Source organism: Streptomyces sp. XY006, assembly GCF_002237655.1.
Lineage (GTDB): Bacteria > Actinomycetota > Actinomycetes > Streptomycetales > Streptomycetaceae > Streptomyces > Streptomyces levis.
The window spans coordinates 125858-141023 of the sequence record NZ_NOKT01000019.1 but is presented as its reverse complement, the minus strand read 5'-3'; the positions used below and the strand labels follow the sequence as shown (position 1 = coordinate 141023).

11 protein-coding genes are annotated in these 15166 nt (G+C 72.9%); all 11 read right to left on the bottom strand.

The features are described from left to right. Positions 1–87: 87 nt before the first annotated feature. On the bottom strand, positions 88–1503 hold the full coding sequence (locus CHR28_RS22800; RefSeq protein ID WP_094055568.1) for a PP2C family serine/threonine-protein phosphatase: 1416 nt from the start codon (positions 1501–1503) through the stop codon (positions 88–90). 3 nt (positions 1504–1506) lie between these two features. Further along, on the bottom strand, positions 1507–4146 hold the full coding sequence (locus CHR28_RS22795; RefSeq protein ID WP_094055567.1) for a serine/threonine-protein kinase: 2640 nt from the start codon (positions 4144–4146) through the stop codon (positions 1507–1509). Between the two features lie 17 nt (positions 4147–4163). Next, positions 4164–5498 carry a hypothetical protein gene (locus CHR28_RS22790; RefSeq protein WP_094055536.1) on the bottom strand — a complete coding sequence of 445 codons (1335 nt, stop codon included), beginning with the start codon at positions 5496–5498 and terminating at the stop codon, positions 4164–4166. Between the two features lie 70 nt (positions 5499–5568). Beyond that, positions 5569–6612 (bottom strand): glutamate ABC transporter substrate-binding protein, encoded by a 1044-nt coding sequence (locus CHR28_RS22785; protein WP_179272528.1) that lies wholly within the window; start codon positions 6610–6612, stop codon positions 5569–5571. Positions 6613–6641: 29 nt separating this feature from the next. Further along, positions 6642–8117 carry a hypothetical protein gene (locus CHR28_RS22780; protein WP_256984347.1) on the bottom strand — a complete coding sequence of 492 codons (1476 nt, stop codon included), beginning with the start codon at positions 8115–8117 and terminating at the stop codon, positions 6642–6644. 180 nt (positions 8118–8297) lie between these two features. Next, the gene (locus tag CHR28_RS22775) at positions 8298–9269 is read right to left on the bottom strand and encodes an N-acetylglucosamine kinase (RefSeq protein ID WP_094055534.1); all 972 of its coding nucleotides are present in this window, start codon (positions 9267–9269) and stop codon (positions 8298–8300) included. Beyond that, positions 9260–10525, bottom strand: a complete 1266-nt coding sequence (locus CHR28_RS22770; protein ID WP_094055533.1) for a family 4 glycosyl hydrolase — start codon at positions 10523–10525, stop codon at positions 9260–9262. The genes CHR28_RS22775 and CHR28_RS22770 overlap by 10 nt, the downstream gene beginning before the upstream one ends. Positions 10526–10532: 7 nt before the next feature. Further along, positions 10533–11429, bottom strand: a complete 897-nt coding sequence (locus tag CHR28_RS22765) for a carbohydrate ABC transporter permease (RefSeq protein WP_094055532.1) — start codon at positions 11427–11429, stop codon at positions 10533–10535. Then, the gene (locus CHR28_RS22760; protein ID WP_094055531.1) at positions 11426–12370 is read right to left on the bottom strand and encodes a carbohydrate ABC transporter permease; all 945 of its coding nucleotides are present in this window, start codon (positions 12368–12370) and stop codon (positions 11426–11428) included. The genes CHR28_RS22765 and CHR28_RS22760 overlap by 4 nt, the downstream gene beginning before the upstream one ends. 3 nt (positions 12371–12373) lie before the next feature. Next, on the bottom strand, positions 12374–13711 hold the full coding sequence (locus CHR28_RS22755) for an ABC transporter substrate-binding protein (protein ID WP_094055530.1): 1338 nt from the start codon (positions 13709–13711) through the stop codon (positions 12374–12376). Positions 13712–13803: 92 nt separating this feature from the next. Beyond that, positions 13804–15015, bottom strand: coding sequence for an ROK family transcriptional regulator (locus CHR28_RS22750; RefSeq protein WP_094055529.1), 1212 nt, complete (start codon positions 15013–15015; stop codon positions 13804–13806). Positions 15016–15166 lie beyond the last annotated feature (151 nt).

The window sequence follows — 15166 nt, the reverse complement described above, 5'->3', positions numbered from 1 at the left end:
CCCCCTTCAAAGCCCCCGCCGAGGCAGGGTGATGACGGTAGGCGGACCGGTCCCCTCCGGTCCGCCGAGGCGTCCCCGTACGTGGCCTCAGGCCGATCCTGCCCCCTGCGGGACGGCGGGGAACGGCACGAGCGCCACTGTTACGTTGTCGTGGCCCCCGCCGTCCAGGGCGTGGCCGACGAGCACCCGGGCGCTGTGCAGCGGATGCGTGGCCGCGTCGAGCGGGACGACCCGGGCCATCTCCTCGGCCGCCTCCGCGTAGTTCCACAGGCCGTCCGTGCAGACCACGACCACGCCCGGGCGGTCCGGCTTGAACGCGGCGGTGTGCGGTTCCAGTTCGTAGGCGTCGGCGCCGAGCCAGCCGGTGATCGCGTGGGCGCGTTCGTCGGCGTAGGCCTCGGCCTCGTTCATCAGGCCCGCGGCGACCATCTGCGCGGCCCAGGAGTCGTCCTCGGTGAGCCGGGCCGGGGGAGCGCTCCGGTCGACCGGGACCCAGTAGGCGCGGCTGTCGCCGACCCAGCCGACGATGAGCAGGCCCGACGTCACCACCGCGCCGACGATGGTGCACGCGGGCGCGTTCTGGTGCGGGGCGTGCTCGCGGGCCGTGGCGGGCTCCTCGGCCAGCGAGTTGACCGCGCGGGACGCGGCGACGATCGCGTCGTGCATCGCCTGCTGCGGGTGCGTGCCCCGGGGCAGGGCGGCCAGCAGGGACTGGCTCGCCGCCTGCGACGCCGCCAGCGAGGCGTCGTCCGGGCGGGTCGCCGAGGAGACGCCGTCGCAGACGATCGCCACGGAGGCGGGGGAGCCGTCGGGCAGCGCGGTGCTGCCGATGGCGAACGCGTCCTCGTTGCGGTGGTGGCGCAGGCCGCGGTCGCTGACCGCGGCCACCGGGCCGGACTCCTGCTCCATGTGGTCCCGTTCGCGCGGCTGGGCGTGGCCGCAGTTCTCGCAGTAGCCGTCGTCGTCCACGCGGCCGGCTCGGCAGGCCACGCAGACCTTGCCGCCGGCGTCCGCGGCCGGCGCCGCGGGGTCGGCGGACACCCGTGGGTCCGGTGCCTGGAGGAGGTACTCGTCGGGCTGGGTCGGCCCGGCCCCGGCCGGAACGGCGTGACCGCCCGGCTCCGGCCGCCGGTCGAAGCGGACGCCCGCGGCCGGGGCCGGCGGGGCGCTCGGGGGCGGGGGCGTGCCCGGTGGCAGCGTGGTGCCGCCCGGGGCCGCGCCCGGGAGGTGCGTCGGCGGGTGCGCCGGTCCCGGGGCGTCCGGGCCGTCCGGCCCGGGGGCGGGCCAGGCCTGGCCGGCGGGGGGCGCCGCCTGGGCCTCGGGATACGCACCGGCCGGCGCGCCCTGTGCGGGCACCGAGCCGTTCATGGCGATGGTCGGGTTGTCCTGCGGCCGTTCCGGCACGGCGGACAGGTCGTATCCGCACGCGCCGCAGAAACGGTCACCCGATTCGAGGGGTTCCTCGCAACTCGGGCAGGCGGACAACTGGGGCATCTGCGACATCAACTACACCCATGTCCGGGGGCGGTAACGATTGGCACGTTCCACCAGGTCGATCCTCTCCTCGCCGCCGCGCGCCAGCCGGGCCAGCGTGCGGTACGAACGCTCCAGGCCGAAGCGCAGGCCCCGTTCGTCCAGGCCGCTGCCGAGCAGCGTCCGTCCTCCGGCGGCGGGAGGGGCGGAACCCTGGCCCCCGGAGAGTACCCAGTCCAGGGCGCAACCGAGGACTTCGGCCGACAGCTGCTCGCGGCGCGCCGGATCCAGACCGTACGCCTCCAGCGCCTCGACCTGCGCGGCGGCGGCCGTCAGGTCCTCCAGGAACGGCACGTCCGTCGCCGTCGCCGTGCGCTGCCGCAGCCGGGCCCGGACGGCCGCCACGCGCGCAGCCGTGTAGTGGATGGACGACTCCGGCACCGACTCCAGCGTCCGTACGGCGCCGCGCCGGTCCCCGGTCGCCAGCTGCACCCGGGCCAGCCCGAACGCGGCGCTCACATGGCTCGGGTCGGTCGACCACACCAGCCGGTAGTACTCGGCGGCGTTGTCCAGCTGGCCCAGCACCTCCGCGCACAGGCCGAGCGCCAGCTTGGGCGCGATCTCGCCCGGGAAGGCGTCGTAGACGGCATCGAAGGCCAGCGCGGCGCCCTCGTCGTCGCCCGTGACCAGGGCGGCCACGCCCCGGTACCAGACCACCCGCCAGTCGTCGGGCCGCTCGCCCTCCAGGGCGACCAGCGTCTGCAGGGCGGAGCCCGGATCGCCCGTCTCCAGCCAGGCCCGGGTCTGCCGCAGCCGGGTCTCGGTCGACGGGGCCGGGGCGGCCGCGAGGGCGCCGAGCAGCTCGGCCGGGGCCGAGGTCATCAGGCCCGCCAGGAAACCGGCGTTGGGGTCGGTCGGGTCGACGCGCGGGACGGGCAGGGCGAGGGCGGCGGCGGGGGCGTCGACGGGTTTGACGAGGCCGGGCGCGGCGGGGCCGGCCGCCGGGGGCGGGCTGTGCGTGAGGGCCGCGCCGGGTGCGCCGCCGTACGGGGCGGCCCCCGGGGAGAGCGGGGCAGCGGCGGACGCCGTGGACAGGGCCGCCGCGGGCGGGGCGGGAGGTGCGGCGGTGGAGCCGCGCCGCGTCCGTACCGCCCGGGCCCCCAGCCGGGACACCTCACCGGCCGGCTTCGGGAACAACTCCGTGTCCGTGACGCGCAGTTCCGGCCCGAACAGGGTGGACAGCGCCGGGCGGGCGCGGCCCGTCTGGAGGGAGACGACCTCGCGCAGCACGCCCGTCAGCTGCTCGGTCATCTCCTGCGCCGAGGCGAAGCGGCGGGCCGGGTCGGGGTCCGTCGCGCGCACCAGCAGCCGGTAGAACGACTCGTACTGCCGGAAGACCTCGATGTGGTCGGGGTCGGGCAGGGAGTCGACGTAGACGTTCGTGTAGCCCTGGAAGTCGAAGGTCAGCACGGCGAGGGTGCGCGCGACCGTGTACAGGTCGCTCGCCACCGACGGGCCGGCCTCGGCCACCTCCGGGGCCTGGTAGCCGACCGTGCCGTAGATGGCCGACTCCTCGTCGTCCATCCGGCGCACGGCGCCCATGTCGATCAGCTTCAGCTGGTCCTCGGTCTGGATCGCGTTGTCGACCTTGAAGTCGCAGTAGAGCAGATTGCGGCTGTGCAGGTGGCCCAGCGCCTCCAGCGCCTCGATGCCGTACGCGCAGGCCTGCTCCACCGGCAGCGGGTCGCGTCTGCCCTGCGCCGTGCGGCGGGCGTTGGCGATCTCCTTGAGGGACTTGCCGCCGACGTACTCCATGACGATGTAGCCGTCGAGCGAGCCCGTGCGCTGGTCCAGGTGCTCCACGAAGTTGTAGATCCGCACGATGTTGGCGTGCTCGATCTCCGCGAGGAAGCGCCGCTCGGAGATCGCCGCCGCCATCGCGTCCTGGTCGCCCGTGTCCAGCAGGCCCTTGAGGACCACCCACCGGTCGGAGACCGCCCGGTCGACGGCGAGGTAGATCCAGCCGAGCCCGCCGTGCGCCAGGCAGCCGACCACCTCGTACTGGCCGTGCACCACGTCCCCGGCCTTGAGCTTCGGCACGAACGAGTACGGGTGGCCGCACTTGGTGCAGAAGCCCTCCGTGCGCCCCGGCCGGTCGCCGCGTGCCCGGCCCACCGGCGCGCCGCAGTCCGAGCGCGAGCAGAACCGCTTCCGCTCGGGCACCTCGGGGTGGTCCAGGACCATCTCGCGCGGATCGGGCCGGGGGATCGGGGGCACCTGCACCAGCCCGGCGCCCAGCCGGCCCCGGGACGACGAACCGGCCGCGGAACCCGAGCTGCGCACCGACACCGAGCGGCCCGTCGACCTGCCCGACGAGGCGCGCGTCAGACGTCCCGACACCGACCGGCGCGACTTCGACGACTGCGACGACGTACGGGAACTGCGGCCGCTGGAGCGGGAGCCGGCGCTGCCGGAGCCGCGCGAGCCGCCCCTGCCGCCGGCGGTGATGCCGGTGGGGGGCGAACCGACCATGCCGTCCGGCGCGACGACCGGCGCCAGCCCGCAGGTGTCGCAGTACAGCTCGCCGCCGCCCACGTCCTCGTACACGCCCTCGCAGGTGGGGCGCTGGCAGCCGCCCGCGGGGCCGGACGGCTCGTGCGGTGCCTGACTCATGGACTCCCCCTCGTCGCTCATGCGCCCGGCCCCCTCCGGTCGTCCTCGGGCCCGCCCTGGTCCGGCACCCGCGGGCCGCCGAGCAGCTCGGCGGCCGCATGCTGGTAGCGCAGCACGGCCTGCTCGGCGGCGCGCAGGTCGCAGGGGGCGCTCCACAGCATGCGGCGCGCCTTCTCGTACCGCTCCACCAGCAGCGCGTCCTCCGCGAAGCCGTGCCGGGCGACCTTGGCCTTGTACGCGTCGAGCCGGCCGCGCAGTTCGGCGCGGACCGCCAGGGGAGCCGTGACGGCCGTCAACGACTCGCGGGCGCGCAGCAGTTCGTCCTCGGCCTTCTGCTCCAGCGACTCCAGCAGCGGGGACAGGCGGTGCCACTGGCCCTGCCTGCGGTACTCCGCGGCCGTCGCCAGCTGCTCCTGCAGCGCCGTGGGCGGGCCGCTGACGACCGGCACCTCCGTCGCGGCGATCTTCGCCAGGACCTCGCCGCGCGCGGTGCGCGCCTCGGCGAGCGTGCGGTCCGCCCGGCTGAGGACGTCCCGCAGCGCGACGATCCGCTTCTCCGCGTCCTGGCGGACCGTCAGCACGGCGTCGATCTCCCGCCGCACGTCCTCCAGGGCGCGCGCCTCGCGGTCGTACACCGTGGTGTCCGGCCGGCCGCCGCCCGGGGCCGAACTGCCCTCGGCGGGCTGCCAGAACGCCAGCGGATCCGAGATCACCTGCTCGCGCAGCTTCGTCAGCGTGCGGGTGATGCGCTCCAGGTCGTCGCCGGCCGGATGCTCGCCGGGCCGCACCCCGACCGAGTGGGCGAGCCGGCGGGTGCGCTGGAGTTCGGCCGCCAGCAGGTCGATCCGGGCCGGCAGCGCCGACCAGACCGCGTCCGCCGCGACCACCATGTCCAGGCTCGTCGCGTACAGCTCGTTCATCCGGTCGACGAGCGTGGCGAGCGAGTAGCGCTCACTGAGCCTGCCCGGACTGCCGTGCGGCGTCGGGGCGTTGGCCGTCGCCGCGGCACTGCCCGCGATCGTGACGGCTTCACCGCTGAGGAGTTCCGTCAGCTCCGCCAGGTCCTCGCGGCTGGACCAGCGGCGCCGGGCCCGGATGTCCCGGGCAGAGCGCAGCGCGTCGGAGTACGCGTCGAAGTACGTCCACAGCAGCGTGATAGACGCCTCCGTGGACGCCCAGCGCTCCCGCGTCACGCCGGTGAGCTCGGCACCCTCCAGGAGTCTGCGGCCCGCGTGGTCCTGCAGGGCGAGGAGCGAGGTCTCGATCGCCTCGTGCTCCGCGCCGAGCCGCGCCAGCGCACGGTCCACCTCGTCCCGGTCCATCACCGGCCCGGTGGGTCCCGTGACGCCCATCGATCACCTCTCGCTGCCTGTGTGCCGGTCGGGGAGTTGGGGCTTGTTCATTCGTCGGTCCCGGCCACCCTCAGCCGGTGCGGAGGTACTGCGGTGCCGGGGGTTCCGACTTCTTCGCATCCTTGCCCAGTGTCGCGGACAGCCATTTCCCGTACGACGCCTGCCAGCCGTTCGCGGTGTCCTTGCGGTAGTCCACCAGGATTTGGTTGACCCGGCGTACCAGATCGTCCGCGTCCTTCTTCATCGCCACGCCGTAGTACTCGGCAGTGAAGGCGTCGCCCTTGAGCTGGACCGTCGGATCCTGGGCCGCCTGGCTCGCCGCGAGGGCGCCGTCGGTGACGACCGCGTCGACCTCGCCGAGCTGGAGGCGTACCAGGCAGTCGAGTTGGTTCGGGACGGTGGTGGAGATGTCGGTCGTCGCGGGGAGTTCGCCGCTCTTCTGGTCCGCCTCCAGCGTGGAGTACGCCGTCGAACCGGCCGCCGTGCAGATCCTCTTGTGCGCGAGCGTGTCGTCGTAGCCCGTGACGGGGCTGGACTTGGGGGCGAGGACCTGCTGGCCCGTCTTGAAGTAGGGCGCGGAGAAGGCGACGTCCGCGATGCGCGCGCAGTTGATCGTCATCGTGCGCACGACCATGTCCACGCGGCCGTCCTGGATCGCCGGGATGCGCTGGTCGGTGGGGATCGCCTTGAACTGGACGGCCTTCGGGTCGCCCAGTATGTCCTCGGCGATGCGGTGGACCAGGTCGATGTCGAAGCCTTCGAGCTCCGCCTTCTTGCCGCTGTTGGGGTTGCGGTAGCCCCAGCGGTAGCTGTTCTGGTCGACGCCGACGATCAGCTTGCGCCTCTCGCCCTTGCGGTTCTTGATCTCCTGGATGGTGGGGCCGTCGGCGGAGGAGGGGGAGAGGGTCTGCTTCTCGGGGTCCTCGCAGTCCTCGTCCGCCGTGGATCCGGTGGTGGCCGTGGAGGTGGCGGCGGTGCTGGTGGCGGTCTTCTCGGTCCCGCCGGTCCGCGTGGACACCGCGGACTTCGGGAGGCAGAGCGCGAGGAGCGCCACCAGGACGCAGACGACCGCCATCGCGGTCACTCCGCCCCAGCCCCTGAGACTGCTGCGCATCGTGCCTCCTCCTTTCGCCGGTGGCCCGTTCACCGGTACTCCGAGAGCCTGCGGCCGATGCCGAGCACCGCGCCCGCGGCGCCCAGGACCGCCAGGACCGCGGCGCCCGCCGGGAGGCCCGTCAGCGCGTCCCGGCCGTCGCCCGCCGCGTGCCGGAACTCCGTCTCCTCGTGCACCAGCGCCGCGCGCAGGTTCGCGTCGACGCTGTCGAAGCACTCGCCGGTCGCGCCCTTGGCGCCGATGACCAGGTCGAGCGCCTGCTGGTAGTTGCCGTTCTCGTCCTGCTCGCGGGCCGCGGCGTGGCGCCGCTGCCACTCCTTCATGTTGCCCACGGCCGTGGTGACGGGGCGTTCGCCCGCGGCGTCGTCGGCGAGCTTCCCGGCGGCCTCCAGACGGGCGCCCAGGGCCTTGATGTCCGCGCCGAAGTCGTGGTCGTAGGCGTCGTACGTCCGGTCGCCGACCTTCTTCGTCTCCGCGCCCCGGGCCACCAGGGTGAGGTTCTCGTTGCCCCGGGCCTTGAGGGAGGCGATGCGGGCGTCGTGCAGCACGTTCAGGGAGCGGACGCCGTGGTCGTAGGAGTCGTCCAGGGCGGCCCGGGCGACGCTGTGGCCGACGACCAGCCAGAGCAGGACGACCGTGGCGGTGGCCGTGGCGGCGACCAGGCCGTGGTTGAGGACCCGGTTCGTGCGGCGGTACGTGCGGTGCTGGGACCAGGCGAGGGCGGCGAGGGCGAGGACGCCGAGCGCGATGGCCGCCCAGGGGTAGGGGCGGGCGTCCGCGTAGTCCGCCTCCAGGCGCTGGTTCTCCTTCTCGTAGAGGTCCTCCGCCGCCGGGAGCATGTGCTGCTGCATCTTCTCGTTGGCGTAGCGCAGATAGGCGCCGCCGACGGGGAAGCCCTGGCGGTTGTAGGTGCGGGCGCGTTCGATCAGGCCCTTGTACTCGGGCAGGAGCCGGTTGAGTTCGGCGATCGTCGCGGTGGAGGGGGAGCCGGGGTCGGCGTTGGCGGCCGCGTTGACGAGCTTCTCGGCGGCCGTGCGGATGTCCTTCTCGTAGCGGTCGCGGGTGGTGGCCGATTCCTGGCCGCCGGCGAGGAAGCCGCTGGAGGCCGCGGTGTTGGCGTCCGCGAGGGAGCGGTAGATGTCGGCCGCGTCGGAGGTGAGGGGCTGGCTGCTGGTGAGGACGTCGTCGGCGGCGGACGCGCGGTCGGTCATCTGCCAGGCCGTGACGGACCCGAAGGCGACGACGAGCAGGGCCAGCAGGGCGCCGATGATGCGCAGACGGCCCGGTTCCGTCGTGGCGGCGGCGCGGAGCCGGTCCAGGCCCTCGGCGAAGGCCGTACGGCGGGGGGACTGGGGGGAGGGCCGCGGTGCCGCCGGGCTGCCCGGGGGGCGGGCCGGGGCCGGCGGGGACGCCTGGGCCGGTACGGCCGGCAGGATGGGCAGGCCGGAGCCCGCCGGTGGCGGTGTGCTGCTCCTCGGCGTGTACGTCACTGTGACCTCCCCCATGGTCATCCGTCGCCGCAAGTATCGCCGCCGGGACCGGCATGCGCACCGGGCTTGCCTCGATCTTGATCGGATCGCAGCGCGGAACACCACCCCTGCCCAGGTACACGTTCGGGGTGGTTGTTCGGTTCCCGGGGTGGTGGGGTGCGCGCGGCGCCCGGCCACCGGAGGGTGCGGGTCCGCTCAGACGCCGTAGTGCCGCCGCAGCCGTTCCTGCGCCTCCTCTCCCACGGCGAAGCGGTCCAGGCCCAGCAGCGCCGCCCCCAGGACCGGGCGCGCCGTCACCACCCGGGGGACCGCCTTGGGGGCGCGCTCCGTGAGCAAGTGGCGGATGAGGTCGTCCAGTTGAGGGTGCCGGGCCGCCAGGACCCCGCCGCCCAGGAGGACCGGTGTCTCCTCGGACAGCAGGTCGAGGCGGGTCAGGGCCACCACCGCCATGGCGACGACCTCCTCGGCCTGGCGCGCCACGATCGCGCGCGCGGCCGGGTCGCCGTCGGCGGCCGTCGCGAAGAGGACCGGCGTCAACTCATGGCGCCTGGACGGCGGTACGTGCTCCAGGTGCAGTGCCTCGACGAGGGCGTACATGGAGGACAGGCCGAAGTGGGCGGGCAGGGTGCGGGCCAGGGCCGTGGGGGCGCCGCGGCCGTCCTCCGCCCGGCAGGCGTGCCACATGGCCTCCTCGGACAGGCCCCAGCCGCCGCCCCAGTCCCCCGAGACCCGGCCCAGCGCGGGGAAGCGGGCCGTGCGGCCGTCGGGGCGCATGCCGACGCAGTTGATGCCGGCGCCGCAGACGACGGCCACGCCGCGCGGTTCGGTGACGCCGGCCCGCAGGATGGCGAACGTGTCGTTGCGGACCGTCACCGTGTCGGCCCAGCCGCGGTCCCGCAGCGCGGCCGCCAGTCGCTCCTCCTCCACGGGGAAGTCGGCGTTGGCGAGACAGGCCGAGAGGTGGGTGACCGAGGTGAGTCCGGCGGCCGTGAGGGCCTCGGTGACGGGCGCGGCCAGCTCCCGCATCGCCGTGTCCAGGCCGACGGCCGGGGGACGGAAGCCGCCCCCGCGTGCCGTGGCCAGGACGTCTCCCCCGGCCGTCACGATCGCCACGTCCGTCTTGCTGTTGCCCGCGTCGATCGCGAGGACACGTGCGGTCAGGCCCACGCCAGGTGCTCCCGGTTGTGTGCGATCAGTCGGTCGGTGAGCGTCTCGGCGTACTCGTACTGGGCGATGAGCGGGTGGGAGAGCAGGGCGCGGAAGACGCGGTGGCGGCCGCCGTGCAGGGCGGCTTCCAGGGCCAGGTGCTCATAGGCCGTGACGCCGGACATCAGGCCCGCGTAGAGGGGGTCGACGGGCGGCACGGGCAGGGGGGCCGCGCCCTTGGTGCCCACGGCCGCCTGGACCTCGATCACGGCGTCGTCGGGCAGGAACGGGAGCGTGCCGTCGTTGTACGTGTTCACCACCTGGTACGGCGAGCCGCCGCCGCCCAGCAGGGCCGCGGCCAGGTCCACCGCCGCCTCCGAGTAGTAGGCCCCGCCCCGCCGGGCGAGCAGCTCCGGCTTCTCGTCCAGGGCCGGGTCGGCGTACATCGCCAGCAGACGCCGTTCCATGTCGGCCACTTCGGCCGCCCGGGAGGGCTTGGTGCGCAGCTCCCGTACGACCTCGTCGTGGGCGTAGAAGTAGCGCAGGTAGTAGGACGGGACCACGCCCAGGGTGTCGAGCAGGGGGCGGGGCAGGCGCAGGTCCGCCGCGATGGTGTCGCCGTGGTCCGTCAGCAGCCGGGGCAGGACGTCCTCGCCCCCGGGGCCGCCCAGGCGGACGCCCGTCTCCCAGGTGAGGTGGTTGAGGCCCACGTGGTCCAGGTGGAGCCCGGACGGCTCCAGGGCGAGCAGGGCCGCGAACTTGCGCTGGAGGCCGATCGCCACGTTGCACAGGCCGACCGCCTTGTGGCCCTCTTGGAGCAGGGCGCGGGTGACGATGCCGACCGGGTTGGTGAAGTCGATGATCCAGGCGTGGGGGTTGGCACGGCGTACGCGGTCCGCGATGTCCAGGACGACCGGAACCGTGCGCAGCGCCTTGGCCAGGCCGCCGGCGCCCGTGGTCTCCTGGCCCACGCAGCCGCACTCCAGGGGCCAGGTCTCGTCCTGCTGCCGGGCCGCCTGCCCGCCCACGCGCAGCTGCAGCAGGACCGCGTCCGCGCCGTCGACCGCCGCGTCGAGGTCGGTCGTGGTGGTGATGCGGCCGGGGTGGCCCTGGCGGGCGAGGATGCGGCGGGACAGGCCCCCGACGAGGTCGAGGCGGTCCTGCGCCGGGTCGGTCAGGACCAGTTCCTCGACGGGCAGGGTGTCCCTCAGGCGGGCGAAGCCGTCCACGAGTTCGGGGGTGTAGGTCGAGCCTCCGCCGACCACGGTGAGTTTCATACGTGTTCTAACCCTTTACTCCGGTGAGCGTGACACCCTCGACGAACGCCTTCTGGGCGAAGAAGAACACGAGGATCACGGGGGCCATGACCAGAACGGTGGCGGCCATGGTGAGGTTCCAGTCGGTGTGGTGGGCGCCCTTGAACGACTCCAGGCCGTAGGAGAGCGTCCAGGCGCCCGGGTTCTCCGAGGCGTAGATCTGCGGGCCGAAGTAGTCGTTCCACGCGTAGAAGAACTGGAAGAGGGCCACCGCGGCCACGCCCGGTCTGGCCATCGGGAGCACGACCCTGAGCAGGGTGCGCAGTTCGCCGCAGCCGTCCACCCTGGCCGCGTCCACGTACTCGTCGGGGATCGTCGTGAGGAACTGGCGCAGCAGGAAGACGGAGAACGCGTCGCCGAACGCCATGGGGATGATCAGGGGCCACAGTGTGCCGGACAGGTCCAGCTGCCTGGCCCAGAACAGGTACATCGGGATGACGACCACCTGCGGCGGCAGCATCATCATCGAGATGACCAGCATCAGGGCGAACTTGCGGCCGCGGAAGCGGAACTTGGCCAGGGCGTAGGCGACGGGGATCGAGGAGACGACCGTGAGGACCGTGCCGAGGCCCGCGTAGAGCAGGGTGTTCCGCCACCACGTGAGGAAGCCGGGGGTGTCGAAGACCTTGGCGTAGTTGCCCCACTCCCAGGTGTGCGGGACCAGGTCGCGGCTGAGCGCCTGGCTGTCGCTCATCAGGGAGGTCAGGAGGACGAAGACGAAGGGCAGCGTGAAGAACAGGGCCGCCGCGATGCCGAGGGAGTGGACGGCGATCCATTCCAGCAGGGCCCTGCGGTGGGCCGTGCGTCGCGCGGGAGTGGGCGGCGCCTTCTTCAGGTCCAGGGGCTTGTCGAGTACCTGCGTCATCGGTCACCTGCCTGGATCAGGCCGCCCCTGCGGCGCATCAGAAGGGCCGTGAAGGCCATGGAGAGGGCGAACAGGACCAGGGCGACCACACAGGCGGAGCCGTAGTCGAAGCGCTGGAAGCCCAGGTTGTAGACGAGTTGGGGGAGGGTGAGGGTGGACTTGTCCGGGTAGCCCGGCTCGAACTGGGTTCCCGCGCCCTGGATCACGCCCGAGGCGACCTTCCCGGCGATCAGGGGCTGGGTGTAGTACTGCATCGTCTGGATCACGCCCGTGACCACCGCGAACATGACGATCGGGGAGATGTTCGGCAGGGTGACGTAACGGAAGCGCTGCCAGGGGGACGTGCCGTCCAGCTCCGCCGCCTCGTACTGCTCCCTCGGCACGTCCAGCAGGGCCGCCATGAAGATGACCATGAGGTCGCCGATGCCCCACAGGGCCAGCAGGGTCAGGGCCGGTTTGGACCAGGTGGGGTCGTTGAACCAGCCCGGTGCCGGCAGGCCCGCCCGCTCCAGGATCGAGTTGACGGGACCGGTGCCGGGGTTGAGGAGGAAGGCGAAGGCCATCGTGGCCGCGACGGGCGGGGCCAGATAGGGCAGGTAGAACAGGGTGCGGAAGACGCCCGTGGCCGTCTTGATCCTGGTGATCAGCAGACCCACGCCCAGGCCGAAGGCGACCCGGAGCGCGACCATCACGACGACCAGCCAGAGGGTGTTGCGCAGGGCGGGCCAGAAGAGCGGGTAGTGCTCGAAGACGTACGCCCAGTTCTTCGTGCCCACCCACACCGGCGGCTTGAAGCCGTCGTAGCGCATGAAGGAGAAGTAGACGGTGGACAGCAGGGGATAGGCGAAGAAGACCGAGAAGCCGATCAGCCAGGGGGACAGGAACGCCAGGGTGCGCAGGGTGGAGCGGCGCCGTTTCGCCCGCAACGTGAGAGTGCTCATGGGCTACTTCGCCTGCGCGATGTCCGTGTCGATCTGCGCGGCCGTCTTCTGCAGGCCGGCCTTGAGGTCGGTGGCCTTGCCGCTCTCGTAGTCGTAGCCGAACTGCTGGATCGTGGTGAGGTAGACGCCGCCGTTGACGGAGGCGGGGGCGGTCGTGGAGTTCGGGTTCGCGGCGATCTCCAGGAACGTCTTGAAGCGCGGGTCGTACTTCAGCTTGGGGGACTTCAGCGCTGCCAGGGTCGAGGGCACGTTGTGGATCGCGTTGGAGAAGTTCACCACCGCGTCCGTGCCGGTGGTCATGTACTTCACCAGCTCCCAGGCCGCGTTCTGCTTCTTGCTGGTCGCGGCGATGCCGGCGATCGTGCCGGTGATGTAGCCCTTGCCGTACTCGTCGGCCTGGTCGTCGGGGACGGGCAGGGGGGCCACGCCGATCTCGAACTTCGGCTTGGTGTCCAGCGCCATGCCCAGGCGCCACTCGCCGTCCAGCTGCATGGCGACCTGGCCGGTGTGGAAGGGGTGCCTGGGGCCCCATTCGTCGCCCAGCTTGGAGCGGTAGGTCTCCAGCTTGCGGTAGCCGCCGAGGGTGTCGACCAGCTTCTTCTGCATCCGGAAGGCCTTCTCGAAGGCCGGGTCCTTGCCGACGTTCGACTTGCCGTCCTTGTCGAAGTACGTGGGGGAGAACTGGCCGAGGTAGTGCTCGGTGGTGGTCTCCCAGCCGTGGTAGTTCGGCATGAAGCCGAGCTGCTTGTAGGTGTCGCCCTGAGGGATCGTCAGTTTCCTGGCGACCCGCTCGAACTCCGACCAGGTCTTCGGCGGGGCGGTGACGCCGGCCTTCTCGAAGGCCGTCTTGTTGTAGTAGAGCCCGTAGGCGTCGCCCAGCAGCGGCACCGCGCAGCGGTTGCCCTCGAACCGGGTGTACTCGTTCATCGCCTTCGGGAACGTCTTCGCCGGGTCGACGCCGGACTTCTCGAAGAACGGGTCGAGGTCCACCAGGGCGCCCGAGGAGCAGAACTTTCCGACACTGTTCGTGGTGAACGACGAGATCACGTCCGGGGCCTTGTCGCCGCCGGCGCGCAGGGCCTGGTTGATCTTGTCGTCCGTCATGTTGCCGACGACCTCGACGTGGAGGTTGGGGTGCGCCTTCTCGAAGCCGGCGACCAGGTCCTCGACGGCCTTCACCTCCGAGGGCGCGCTCCACGCGTGCCAGAAGGTGAGGGTCGTCTCCTTCGAGGCGTCGTCGCTCGCGCCGGCGCCGGACTGGCCGGTGCAGGCGGTGGCGAGGAGGGCGAGGGAGGCGGAGGCGGCGAGGGCGAGGACCGCTTTCCGGGGCATTCCGGGCATGGCGAAGCTCCCTGAGGTACGGGGGAAGGAAGGTACGGGGAAGGAAGGGGAGGGCGGAGGCGGGGCTGAGACGGGGCAGAGACGGGGTGGGGTCAGTGGGAGGTGTCGAAGACCTCGTCGCGTGTCGTCGCGAGCGCGCTCTCCAGCGCGCCGCGCAGCACGGGGTGTTCGCGCACGTCGCCCACGACCAGGCGCGGGCGGGACGCGGCCAGTTCCTCCAGCTCGGCCTGGACGAGCGCGCGCAGCGGCTCGCCGCCCGAGGTCAGGGCCGAGCCGCCCAGGACGACGAGCTCGGGGTCGAGGACCGAGACGAGGGAGGCCAGACCGGTGGCGAGGCGGGTCGCGTAGGTCCGCAGGAGGCCGCGGTGGGCGTCGTCGTCGGCCTGTGCCGCCCGGGCCAGCAGCCGCGCGGCGGCCTCGGCGTACGGGCCCGCGGGGATGTCGTCGATGCCGAGCTCCCGGGCCAGGCGCGGGACCGCCTGGGAGCCGGCCAGCTCCTGGTAGCCGCCGCTGTTGGCCTTGGTGACCTGGCGGACCAGGGGCGCGCCCGGAACCGGCAGGAAGCCGACCTCGCCGGCGCCGCCCGTCCAGCCGCGGTGCAGCCGGCCGCCGAGGACCAGGGCGGCGCCCAGGCCCTCCTCGTTCCACAGCAGCACGAAGTCGGCGTGGCCCCGGGCCGCGCCCAGGCGCTGCTCGGCGAGCGCGACCAGGTTGACGTCGTTCTCGTACTCGAACGGCATCGGCAGCGCGGCGGCGAGTTCGTCCAGGAGGGTGGGGGAGTGCCAGCCGGGCAGGTGGGAGGCGTAGCGCAGGCGGCCCGTGGTGGGGTCGAAGGCGCCGGGGGTGCCGATGACCAGGCGGTGGATGTCGTCCCGGGCCAGGCCCGCCGCCTTCACCGCGCCGTCCAGGGCGTCGGTGACCTGCTGGACGACCGGGGTGCCGGTGCGCCGGCCGGGGGTGGGCAGCTCGAAGCGGCCGACCGTGCGGCCGGTGATGTCGGCGACCGCGGCGAGGATCCGCTGGGGGGTGACGTCGAGCCCGGCCGCGTGCCCGGCCGCCGGGTTGACCTCGTAGAGCTGGGCGCTCGGGCCCGGGCGGCCCTCGGTGGTGCCGGTGGCTAGGACCAGGCCCGCCGCCTCCAGACGGGCCAGCAGCTGGGAGGCGGTCGGCTTGGACAGGCCGGTGAGCTTGCCGATCCGCGTGCGGGACAGCGGTCCGTGCTCCAGGAGCAGGTCCAGGGCGGCCCGGTCGTTCATGGCGCGCAGGACGCGCGGGGTGCCCGGCGTTCCGGCGAATCCTGCCATGCGTGTCCACACCTGCCCTTCGGCTGCTCAGCTTCTCAGTGATCGGGGAGGGAAGTCCACCGATCATTGTTAGGAAACTTACCTATCGGATGCGAGGACCGTAGGGCGCCGCACGGCCCGCGTCAAGGGGCCGGGTGAGCGGGGCGGGGAA

What these genes read in the sequence shown, in the direction of transcription:
- CHR28_RS22800 (WP_094055568.1), bottom strand. Translation starts at nt 1,503, where the DNA reads ATGTCGCAGATGCCCCAGTTGTCCGCCTGCCCGAGTTGCGAGGAACCC.
- CHR28_RS22795 (WP_094055567.1), bottom strand. Translation starts at nt 4,146, where the DNA reads ATGAGTCAGGCACCGCACGAGCCGTCCGGCCCCGCGGGCGGCTGCCAG.
- CHR28_RS22790 (WP_094055536.1), bottom strand. Translation starts at nt 5,498, where the DNA reads ATGGGCGTCACGGGACCCACCGGGCCGGTGATGGACCGGGACGAGGTG.
- CHR28_RS22785 (WP_179272528.1), bottom strand. Translation starts at nt 6,612, where the DNA reads ATGCGCAGCAGTCTCAGGGGCTGGGGCGGAGTGACCGCGATGGCGGTC.
- CHR28_RS22780 (WP_256984347.1), bottom strand. Translation starts at nt 8,117, where the DNA reads ATGGGGGAGGTCACAGTGACGTACACGCCGAGGAGCAGCACACCGCCA.
- CHR28_RS22770 (WP_094055533.1), bottom strand. Translation starts at nt 10,525, where the DNA reads ATGAAACTCACCGTGGTCGGCGGAGGCTCGACCTACACCCCCGAACTC.
- CHR28_RS22765 (WP_094055532.1), bottom strand. Translation starts at nt 11,429, where the DNA reads ATGACGCAGGTACTCGACAAGCCCCTGGACCTGAAGAAGGCGCCGCCC.
- CHR28_RS22760 (WP_094055531.1), bottom strand. Translation starts at nt 12,370, where the DNA reads ATGAGCACTCTCACGTTGCGGGCGAAACGGCGCCGCTCCACCCTGCGC.
- CHR28_RS22755 (WP_094055530.1), bottom strand. Translation starts at nt 13,711, where the DNA reads ATGCCCGGAATGCCCCGGAAAGCGGTCCTCGCCCTCGCCGCCTCCGCC.
- CHR28_RS22750 (WP_094055529.1), bottom strand. Translation starts at nt 15,015, where the DNA reads ATGGCAGGATTCGCCGGAACGCCGGGCACCCCGCGCGTCCTGCGCGCC.